The sequence below is a fragment of the Streptomyces sp. SID3343 genome, assembly GCF_009865215.1.
Lineage (GTDB): Bacteria > Actinomycetota > Actinomycetes > Streptomycetales > Streptomycetaceae > Embleya.
Genome location: NZ_WWJX01000992.1, coordinates 1 through 10,918 on the forward strand (window position 1 = coordinate 1; position 10,918 = coordinate 10,918).

At 70.3% G+C, this 10,918-nt stretch carries 6 protein-coding genes and 2 pseudogenes; 3 read left to right on the forward strand and 5 right to left on the reverse strand.

Annotation, left to right across the window (positions count from 1 at the left end; translation table 11 throughout):
* Positions 1–50: 50 nt before the first annotated feature.
* A complete protein-coding gene (locus tag GT354_RS31075) occupies positions 51–1,646 on the reverse strand; it encodes an ABC transporter substrate-binding protein (protein WP_346012259.1) in 1,596 nt (531 codons plus the stop codon).
* Positions 1,647–2,225: 579 nt separating this feature from the next.
* Here GT354_RS31075 and GT354_RS31080 point away from each other — a divergent pair.
* Positions 2,226–3,851, forward strand: a complete 1,626-nt coding sequence (locus GT354_RS31080) for a hypothetical protein (RefSeq protein ID WP_161359709.1) — start codon at positions 2,226–2,228, stop codon at positions 3,849–3,851.
* A gap of 453 nt (positions 3,852–4,304) precedes the next feature.
* Positions 4,305–4,832: a hypothetical protein gene (locus GT354_RS31085; protein ID WP_161359710.1), complete on the forward strand. Its 528-nt coding sequence runs from the start codon at positions 4,305–4,307 to the stop codon at positions 4,830–4,832.
* A gap of 269 nt (positions 4,833–5,101) precedes the next feature.
* On the opposite strand, the gene GT354_RS31090 is transcribed toward GT354_RS31085, so the two are convergent.
* The 4 genes and pseudogenes from GT354_RS31090 to GT354_RS31105 form a co-directional block, all read right to left on the reverse strand.
* Positions 5,102–5,920 (reverse strand): HAD family hydrolase, encoded by an 819-nt coding sequence (locus tag GT354_RS31090; RefSeq protein ID WP_161359711.1) that lies wholly within the window; start codon positions 5,918–5,920, stop codon positions 5,102–5,104.
* A pseudogene (locus GT354_RS31095) lies at positions 5,917–7,047 on the reverse strand (cysteine protease StiP family protein); the annotation flags it as partial. The pseudogene GT354_RS31095 and the gene GT354_RS31090, both read right to left, overlap by 4 nt.
* 275 nt (positions 7,048–7,322) lie before the next feature.
* A pseudogene (locus GT354_RS31100) lies at positions 7,323–8,585 on the reverse strand (phosphoribosyltransferase family protein); the annotation flags it as partial.
* Positions 8,586–8,679: 94 nt separating this feature from the next.
* Positions 8,680–9,855, reverse strand: a complete 1,176-nt coding sequence (locus GT354_RS31105; RefSeq protein WP_161359713.1) for an HpcH/HpaI aldolase/citrate lyase family protein — start codon at positions 9,853–9,855, stop codon at positions 8,680–8,682.
* Positions 9,856–10,113: 258 nt separating this feature from the next.
* Here GT354_RS31105 and GT354_RS31110 point away from each other — a divergent pair.
* Positions 10,114–10,918, forward strand: an 805-nt coding sequence (locus tag GT354_RS31110) for a TerD family protein (RefSeq protein WP_237535644.1), incomplete at its 3' end; no start/stop codon positions are given.

Sequence of the window (10,918 nt, forward strand, 5' to 3'; positions counted from 1 at the left end):
GCCACCCGAACCCGAGCCCGTCGACCCCGACGCGCCGCCCGAACCGATGCTCACGACGTACCGGCGGACGCCTCCACGACAGGCACCCACTTCTCGATGTTCCACCACGGTCCGACCAGATCGTGCGGGTGCGGCTCGACCTGCCCACCGATCCCGGACCAGTCGTTGTCCACGACATAGACGTGCTTGAGGTAGGTCAGGAACGTCCACGCCGGGTCGGAGGCCAACTCCCGCTGCAGGTCGCCGTACACCTGCGCGCGCCGCGCGTCGTCGCGAGTCTTGCGACCCTCGTCCAGCAAGCCGTCGACCTTGGCGTTCCGGTAGTAGCCGGGGTTGTTGAACGCCTGACCCGCGAGCGACGAGTGGAACGTCTCGTAGGAAACGAAGTCCGGGTCGTAGGGGGCACCTTGGCCCATCAACAGCGCGTCGGCCTTCATCCGCGGCTCGATCGCGTCCCACGTGAGACCTTCGAGCGAGATGTCGATGCCCAGCTTCTTGGCGTCCGACACGTACGCGAGCGCGAGATCCTTGCGCAGCGCGTCACCCGACGGGTACAGCAGCGTGAACTTCGCGCTCTTCCCGTCCTTGGCCCGGATGCCGCCGTCGCCCTTCGTCCAGCCCGCGTCGTCGAGCAGTGCGGCGGCGGCCGCGGGGTCGGCGGGGTGGGCGAGTTCGCGTGCGTACAGCGGGCTCGACGGCGCGACCGGACCGAACGCCGGCTCACCGTCCCCGTTCAGGATGCCGCGCACCATCGCGTCCCGGTCCACCGCGAGGTCGAGGGCCTTGCGGATCGCGAGGTCGCCAGTGACGGGGTTGCCGGTCGGGAGCATCACGCCGCGGTAGTCGGCGGTGTTCTCCTTGTACGTCGTGCGCGCCTTGTCGTTCTTGAACCGCTCGGCCAACTTCGGCGGCAGTGCCGCCGCGTCCAGATCGCCCGCCGCTATCCGGGTGGCCCGGGTGTTGTCGTCGAGGATGAAGGCGAACGTGACCTGCTTGATCGCGGGAGCACCGCCCCAATACGTCGGGTTGGCCTTGAGTACGAGTTTCTCGCCGGAGCGCCACGTGTCCACGGTGTACGGGCCGCTGCCGATCGGGTTCCGGTTGAACCCGTCGGTGGTCAGCGCCGCGCCCTTGACCCCGCCGAGCACGTGCTCCGGCACGATGCCGAGCGTCGTCCGCTGCGGGAACGGCGCGTACGGGTACTTGAGCGTGAACACGACGGTCCGCGGATCCGGCGCGTCGACCCGGTCGAGCGCCGCGAGGTCGCTGCGCACGGTGGTGTCCACACTCGGGTCGAGGATCGTGCGGTACGTGAACGCCACGTCGGCGGAGGTCAGCGGCTTGCCGTCGGAGAAGTTCACGCCGTCGCGCAGATGGAACGTGTACGTCAGCCCGTCGGCCGAGACCTCGGGCAACTCACGCGCGAGCGCCGGGAGCAGCTTCAGGTCCCGGTCGTGTGCGAGCAGGCCGTCGAAGATCTTGGACGCGCCGTCCTTGCTGTAGCCGAGGATCGGGCTGAGCGAGTCCGGCTCCTGGCCGACCCCGATCACGATCCCGTCGTGCGACTGCGCCCCTCCCGACGACGGCGCGGACGACGAGCAACCCGCCACCGCCAAGACCAGCCCGAAGGCCCCCAGGAGACTCACGACCCTCGCGGGAACGGTTACACATCGCACGCTTCGCCCTCGACCCTTGCCGCTGATACACATCAAACGCAATTGCAAACAACTCGCAATAAGGAAACCTAGCGCCACCCGACACGCGCGAGGCACCCACCCCACCCGAGCACCGAAACCCGCAGCCACGGGTGGTCCGGGGCGGACACCCACCGCACCCAACCCGCCACCCACCACCCACACCGCACCGCGCCCAACCCACCACCCACAACCCACACCGCGCCCAAGCCACCCTCGCCGGCCACCAGACCGGGCCTCGCCACCCCCGACACTCAGCGCTGTGAACCCGCAGCCCAGGGGCAACACACAACGGACGGTGCGGGTAGGAGCCCCTCCCGCCCCACCAACCACAAACCGCGCCCACCCCACCCAAGCTGCCCCTCACGACCCCGACTCGAAGTCGACCCGCCGGACACGAGAGGAGTTGGTGGACCTTCCGCAGACTGCGCCTGGGAGGATGGGCAGGATGGAGAGCACGCGTTTCACACGGTGACGGGAGCAGGCGTGGTGGTCGGATCCGCTCGACGGTCCCCGGGGGTCGCTGTCCCCTTGTCGCTTACCTCGTCGATCACATCGTCGATCCGGTCCTCGCTCACCTACCTCACGTCGTCCCGCACACTCCTCGCGTCGTCCCGCACACTCCTCGCGTCAACCCGGGCGACGTCTTGCACGACGTCCCTCACGACGTCACTCAGGCCCTCCCTCACGACGTCCCTCACACCGTCCCCCACGGCGCTCCTCGCACCGTCACTCACAACGCCCCTCGCACCGCCGCCCCTCACGACGTCCCCCACGTCGCCCGTCAAGCCGCCATCGCCCCCGCAGTCCCCCAAGCCGTCGTCGTCACGGCCGTCCTCACCGGTCTCACGACTCGCGCTCTCGCTCACCCTCGCCCCACTGCTCCTGGCCCTCGCGCCGACCGCGTTCGCCGGCGGCGAGACCCGCCCGTGGCGACGCCGCAAGGAGGCCGCGCGCACGGCAGCCCTGGCCGCGCGCGACGGCGCCTCGGAGGCGTTCCTACGGCTCGACACCGCGCAGCGCGACATGATGCTCTCCCTCGAAACGGTCCGGGCCGTGCGCGGCGCACGCGGTACCGAGGACGCGCTCCGCAGCTTCGCCGCGGTGAGCCTGCACATCGACGAAGCCAGCGCCGCGTACATCGGACTGATGGACCGTCACCCGCTGGACAACGAACTGGAGACGCAGGAGTACGAGGACGCGCGCCGCGAACTCGACGACACCGCGCGCAAGCTCGACGCCGTACGCGAGGAATTGGACCGCTTCGGTACCTCGCTGGGCCCGATCCTGGCGCAGGCCGAACAGGCCCTCGCGCAACTGCCGCCCGCCGTGGACCGGGCCCGCCGGGCCGCCGCAGCCGCCGCGCAGGCCGTCGCCGACACCGAACGGGCCGGCCTGGGCGCCGCCACGCTCACCACGCGCCTGGCCGAGATCCGTACCGACCTCACCGAGTTGGACCGCGGCCCCGCCGCCCTCGGCATCCCCGGCACGCTCGACGTCGCCGCGCGCATCGAGTCCGCCGCCGCCGAACTGCGCGCCGAGGCCGAACGGCTGCCCAAACAACGCGAAGAGGTCACCAATCGGCTGTCCTCGCTGCGCACCCGCACCCAGGCTCTCGAATCCCGCCTGGCAACCGTCGAACCCGCCCTGCACCGCCTGCGCACCGGCTACGCACAGTCGTGCTGGACCGACCTGGAGCAGGTCCCGGCGAAGGTCCGCCAGGCCCTCGGCATCGCCCAAGCGCGCTTGGAGGAGGCCGGTGGCGCGGCCGGTCGCGGGGAGTACGCCGACGCGGTGAGCCGGCTGGCGACCGCACGGGCCACGCTCAAAGGCGCCGACGAGGCGATGGCGTCCGTGCACGATCGACTGACCGGGCTCGAAGAGGTCGCGCGCGATCCCGAGGCCGAACTCGAACGCACTCGGTTCGCGCTGCGCGACGCGCAACGCTTGGCGCTGGGCGGTCGGGCCAACGCCGAGGAGCGCTACGCGCAACGGCTGGACGCGCTCGTCTACCGCCTGGAGGCGATCGCGGGGGAGCCGGAGAAGCACCGCCCCGACTGGTGGCGGTTCCTGAGCGAGACTCGCGCGATCCGCGCCGAGGTCACCGAGACCGTACAGATCATCCGCGAGGACCGGGCCGGCCCCGGCACGCGCTGACGCGCGTCACCTCGACACCGACTTCACCGCGTGTCACCTCGGCGCCGACTTCACCAGACCGCCCGCTCCACGAGGCGCCCACTCCACGAGGCGCGGGCTTCACCAGGCGTCGACTCCACCAGGCACCGACTTCCCTCGACGTCGCTTTCACCAGACGCCGACTTCACACCGCTTGACCAGACGCCGACTTCACACCGACTCGGACTACTCACCGACTCGGACCATTCACCGACGCGTACTACGCAACAACGCGGAGTCGACAATCGACCCCGAGCAGCGACAATCCGCCATTGTCACCCGGAACCAACAACTCACGGTAGTGACTCGGCCACTCTCCTCGACCAGTCGGGTAAAGAATTCCTCCCTTCGGTCACGTTCGCCATATTTGAGGTTTAAAGTCGATGGACAGGCCGACATCGGGACCTTGATCCCGATTCATGGGACGCATGACCCGTGTATCGCGCCGTCGACCACGATGCCGACACCGGGAAGTTGCGCATGCCCGTGCTCTTGTTGCTCTTGTTCGTGTTCCTTGTCGTTCTCGCGCTGCCCACCCTCCGCGCGCTGCGCCGGGCGCCGAGGACGGCCTCGGTCCTGCCGCTGCACATCAACGACGTGACCGACATGCATCGCATGATGGTCACCGCCTACGAGGAAGAGCGCGCGGACCTGCACCGCCAGGCGGTGACGTGGTTGCACTCGCTCGGCCGTGGTCCGCTGCGGGTGACCGACGCACAGGCCGCGACCGGCAACCGCGGCTGCGACCTCGTGACCCTCGGTGACGGGACGGTGCTGGGCCTGTCCACGACCGGGCACGTCGTCACCCACCAGCTGTGCGGAGCGCTCGACCGATTCACCGAGGTCGCACTGACCCGGGTACGCGCCGCACGCGACGGCTTCGAGCTGACCTTCGACGTGGAGGGCGGCGAGCAGATCCAGGCCCGCGCCGAACTCCTGACGGTCCGGGGCGCCTGCGTCTGACGGCCGACCCGCCCGGACGTCCCGGCACCCCGGGCGGACATCCGCACCGCATCCTGCTCGCGGTGCGGATGTCCGCTTTCCGGGCCACGCAAAGCGCCCGCCGACCGCTCGGCCGGGCCGACCGCGACCACCCGCCAACCACGCCCGCCCACACCGGCCCACGGCGCACAAGGCCACAAAGCCGCAGAGCCGCAGAGCCGCAGAGCCGCGAGACCGCAACGCCGCCGAGCCGCAAAGCCGCCAAGCCGCCAAGCCGCCAAGCCCCAACATCAACCCACCGGCAACCGACTCCGCTCGACCAACCACCCGGCGATCCGCTCCCCCGCCTGCACACCCTCGGTCGTGATCGCCTCGACGTGCGGAGCGCTCCAACCCGACTCGGCCAACTCCCCGTGCCCGGGCCGAATCCCCGCGTCGGCGGCCCGCAACAGCTCGATGTCCAACAGCGAATCGCCCGCCGCGAGCACCGACTCGGCGCCACATCGCCGCGCCACCTCGCGCACGGCCTCGCCCTTGGTGAGCGCGTCCGGCACCAGGTACAACTTCCGCCCCTGCAACGACGTGCCGTAGCCGCGTTCGGCCGCCCATGCGGTCAGCTCGGGCACGAACCCCGGCGGCAACGCGGCGCGTTCGACCACCAAGTAGGTGAACAGGTCTTCCGCGACCCGGAGTTTGTGCGTCCACGCGGGAAGCGCGACCACCTTAAGGTGCGCAACCACCTCGGCGAGCGGCGCCGCGTGCACGGCCAACGTCTTGCGCACCCCCTCGTGCCAATCCGGGTCGCTCTCCCCGGCCACGAGCAGGTGCCCACCATTCGCGCAGATCGCGAACTCCGGTAGCGGACCGGGCAGTCGGATCCGCCCGTACTGCTCCCGCGTACGCGTGGTGGTCGGTACGAACGTCGTCCGCTCGGCCAACTCGGCGAGCAGCCGGGCCGCGCGGGGTGTGACGAACGACATCGGCGCGCCCTCGTACTCCTCCACGCAGACCAGGTCCGGCGTCGGGTCGTCCGGCCCCAGCCCCAGGCGCGACGCCGCCTCGGAGTAGATGAGCGTCCGGTCGAGGTCGCTGGCCACCAGAACGCTCACGCGTCGTTCCCTTCCCGGCGAAAGCCCGGCTTGACCAGACCCACACAGGAGTACGGCAGATCGTCGATCTCGTTCACCGCAACCCCGCGCTGCTCGGCGAGCATGCGCACGTGGTCGAGTTCGGCACCGACTCCCTTGCGCGCGAGAATCTGCCACGGCACCCGGCGCAACAGCACCCGGGTGGTCTCGCCCACGCCCGGCTTGATCAGGTTGATGTTGTCGATGTCGTACTCGGCACCGATCCGCTCGACCGCGCGCCGGCCCTCCCACGTGGGGCTGCGGTCGCTCGCGGCGAGTACGGGCTGATCGCGCGCGACGTCCTCGGCCACCGCGTCGAACCGTCCGGCCACCGTGTCCAGGAACAGCCCCGACACGTCGGACCCGGCCAACTCGGCGTAGAACTTCGCACCGTGGAACTCGTCCGGGCCGATCAGGTCGTCCCGCAGCACGGTGCGCGAAACCAGGCCCGAGACCGTCGAGTTCAGGCACGCGGACGGGATCAGGAAGTCGTCGCGTGTGCCGTACGTACGGACACACGAACCGGGGTCCGCGAGCACCGCCAACTCGGGATCGAAGCGCATGCCCGTCGTCTCGGCGGTCAGGTCGAGCGCGTCGGACAGCTCACGCGTGATCGCGCCCTTGCCCGTCCACCCGTCCACGAACACGATCCGCGACGGGTCGAACTCGCGCCCGAGCCACCGCAACGCGGTCGTGTCGATCCCGCGCCCGCGCACGATCGACACCGCGAAGTGCGGCAGCGTCAACCCGTGCGCACGCTGTGCCCAGCGGCGCATCAGCACGCCGACAGGGGTACCCGCCCGCGCGAGCGAGACCAACACGATGTCCTTGCCGCGCTCGGCGACGAGCGTGTCGGTGACCACTCCGACCGCGTGCGCGATCCGATCCGCCGACGTCTCGAGCGCGGCGTGGAACAGCGCCTGATACTCGGGCGAGGGCTGATACTCGATCGGCAACGACTCGGCGTAGTGCGCGCCTTCGTGCTGGATCGCCTCCTCGCGCTCCTCCAGGGGCGCTTCGAGCTCGACCGCCGACAGGTCCTTGAGGAGCCAAGCGACCTCTTCGGCCGAATAGGACGAGAAGGCCGGACCGTACAGCGGGTCCGGAAGCTTGCCCGTGTCGTGAACGGCGAGACCGCCGGCACCACTCGACTGATTCATGACCGCACCTCGGAGACGGATTCGGCAACGCCGGACGAGGCGAAGGAAGGAACGGAAGAAGACTCGCCGGGCGACAGGACCGCAGGCGCAACGCCCGGCCCGACGCCCGGCCCACCGGCCGGTCCAATGACCGGCCCCACAGCCGGCCCCACGCCAGGCACGACCGCAGCAGCGACCACCGGCGCCACACCAGGCACGACCGCAGGCACACCGGCCGGCACGCCGGCGGGCACGAAGGAAGGCAGCACAATCAGCCCGACACGGTCGGTGACCCGAGACAAGACATCCAACAACCCACCCGATGCCCGTAGTTCAGGGGTGTCGGCGACCGAGTCGACGACGATCAGCACCTCGTCGAAACGTCGTCCGGGGTCGATCCCCTCGGCCACGTTGTACGCGTAGCGCCGCCCGGGACCGTCCGCCGGGTCGTCGTGCGACGCGAACTCCAGGCGGGTTCGGATCGCGTAGCCGGGATCGTCCACCGCGAGCACGGGCGAGCGCGTCGTGGTCGAATAACGCACCTCGACGTCGTCCGCGGTGTGCTCGGCCAGCGCGCGTGCCAGCCGCAGCGGCGCGTACATCAGCTCCTCGAAGCCGAGCACCAGGATCCGCCGCCCCGCGACCTGCTCCGCGAGCGCCGCCCCAAGTTCCGGCAACGCACGCTCCAGCGTGTCCTGGTCGGCCTGCGTGAAGCCGTGCCGCCCACCGTCGGGCAGCCCCTCGGGCCACGCGAGGTCCAGGGTGCGCACCACTCCGGCGGAACCCGGTCGGGCATCGGCCGCCGAGTAGTCGGCCACCAGCGCCGCGCCGCGCGCGAGCACGTCCGCCGGCAGTTCGACCGTGCCGGCCGCGAGCGCCACGACGTCCACGCGCGCCCCGAGTTCGACCGCGAACGCGTCCATCACCGTCCGGTCGTCGGGCCCGCGCACGTCGATCAGCGCCGCGATCACGTAGTGCGCCCGCGGCGCGACCTTGTGCAATTCCGCGATGGTGTTCAACACGGTCCGGCCCGTGGAGAGTTCGTCGTCCACGAGCACGAGCGGCCCGTCCCCCGTGAGCAGTTCGGGGTCGGCGGGCAGGATCAGGTGCGACGTCGCGTGCGAGTGCTCCTCCTCGAACCCACCGAACGGCACGACCCCCGCGATCGGCCGTCGAGTGGAGTGCACGTACGCCGCTCCCGGCAGCGCCTCGGCCACGCAGTGTCCGAGGCCCGTCGCGGTCTCCGCGTAGCCCACCACGACCGGCGTCGGCTCGCCTCGCAAGGTGGCCGCGACGCGCGCACCGAGTTCTCGGCCCGCGTCGTGCACGACCTGCGGCAATTGCGGTACGTGCTTGCCGAGCACCGTGGACACCAGCAAATGCGCCCGGCGCGGGTTCACTCGCAGTGCGAGCCCGACCAACCGGTCGAGCCCGTCCCCCGCGAGCGCGACGTCGAGCCGCTGCGCGACCCAACTCCCCGACCAGGTGTGTGTCTGATGCTCCGTCACGCACTGACCCGCTTTCGTGGATACCTATACCTCATCGAATACCTCATCGAAATCGCACCCCGTTCGCTCCGCCGTGGCGGCCGCACGATCGCCGTCACCCCGAGACGCTCGCCGCGAGCAGGTCCACGAACGTGACCTCCTCACGGGCGACCCCGAAGGCCCTCGCCCGGCGCAGCACCGCCTGGGCCCAGGCCCGATGCGGTTTCACCTCGTTCATCTTGTTCGTGTAGGCCGAGCGCAGCACTCCGCCGCCCGCGGCGCTCTCCGCGAGGATGTCGGTGGCGTCGCTGTACTCCTCGTGCGTGACCACGGACATCGCGTGAATGACCGCGACGTGGCTCGGGTGGATCGCGGTCTTGCCAAGCAGCCCGTTGGCCTTGTCGAGTTCGAGTTCGCGGATCAACCCGTCCAAGTCGGCGGAGATCAGCCGGGTCCGCAGTTCGACCGCCTCGTCGGGGTCCTCGGCCTCGGCGAACGGGGTGCGGCGCAACTGGGGCTTGAACAGTCGTTCGCCCTGCGGGAAGTACTCCCACACCGGGCCGCTGATCACGTATCCCGTGCCGTCCGCGCGACCGAAGACGTTGACGATGTCACCGATCAGGCCGGCCACGAGGTGTACGTCGTAGGCGGTCAGGTCCCGCGAGCGGCGCAGCGCGTACGCCGACTGAAAATCGGTGGCCCCGATCCGCAGCGCGAGAACCTTGGACCGATGCCCGGCGACCACCTCGGACAACTCCGCGAGCACGCCGCGGCGGTGTTCGAGGTAGGCGATCGACGGCGATTCGAGTACGGGCATCGCAAAGAGCCGGCGGCCGGAGAACTCGATCGCCTCGTCCAGCGCCTTGAAGTAGCGCGCACCGCTGTCGGGCTCGAATTTGGGCAGGACGAACCCGGACAGCACCTCCAGTGCGTCGCCGAGCCGCTCGGTGAGGTCGGTGATCTGCTCGGGGTGACGCACCCGGACGAACAGAAGGGGTCCCGGTGCACCGGAACGCGCATAGCTCGAAAGTTGTTCGACCAGGTTCTGCTCGGCGGCAACGACGTCGCGATCGTCGATCGCGTCCTCCAGGCACAACACCATCGAGGTCACGCCGCGGGCGCCCTGCCTGACGATGTCGGCGGCGAGCGTGCCGCGGGTCGCCGGGCTGTACAGGGTCGCGCCGAGCGCTGCGGCGAGCACCTCGGGGGCGCTGTCGCGCTCGAACGACTCCGGCGGGCGATGAAAGAGATGATCGCGCACCGAGTCGTCCAGGTAGGCGAAATGCCGCATCGTGATCTGTTCCCCCTCGACCGTCGGTGATGGCAGAAAAGGCGCGTCGGGGCGGGCGCCCGGGCACGGCCTTTGTGCTTCGTAGGCGCAATCGCGCCATGCCGGTGAGCCTCCGGCAAGCCACGACCACGGTAACCGAAAAGCAAAATCGGAGAGGTACGATCCGGTTATAGGACCATGTGTTCACACAATCGTCACGGTCGCGACCCATCACGACCCGCGTTGAGTCGGGCACTGCCGGGACGGCAGGATGGGCCCATGACCCAGGTGATGTCCAAGGGAGCGAATACGGCCCTCCCTGCCCGGTCCGTGCGCGTGGTCCTCGAATGGCGGCCGGGAGCCGGTGTTCCGGACATGGACGCCTCGGCCCTCCTGCTCGGCGCGGACAACAAAGTCCGCAACGACGACGACTTCGTCTTCTACAACCAGCCCCGGCATCCGTCCGGGACGGTGGTACACGAGGGCAAGAACACCGCGCCGGACCGCTGCACCGACGGCGTCCGGGTGGACGTGGGCGCGCTCGGCCCGGAGGTACAGCACGTGCTGGTGGCGGCGTCCGCGGACGGTGGCACGATCGGCGCGGTACCGGGCCTGGTGTTGCGCCTGTACGACGCGAACGGCGGCGCGGAACTGCTGAACTTCCCGATCGTCGGCGCGACCTCGGAAACCGCGTTCGTGTTCGGCGAGATCTATCGACGCGCCGACCAGTGGAAGTTCCGGGCCGTCGGTCAGGGTTACGCGAGCGGCCTGGCCGGTCTCGCGACGGACTACGGCATCAGCGTCGACGACGAGCCCTCGGCGCCGGCGCCGCAGCAGCCGCAAGCCCCACGGCCCGCACCCGCACCCGCACAGCAGCCGCCTCCGGCCCGCCCCGTACCCCACGAACCGGCGGCCCCCACCGCGGTCCTGCCGCAATACGCCCAGGGCCAGGGCCAAGGAACCCTCCCGGCGCCGCCCCCGCCGCAACACCCTCAGCAGCCCCAGGGCGTCCTACCGGTGGCCGGCCACACCCCGTACGGCGGCGCCCCGATGCCGCCGCCCCCGCCACCGCACGGCGGCAGCC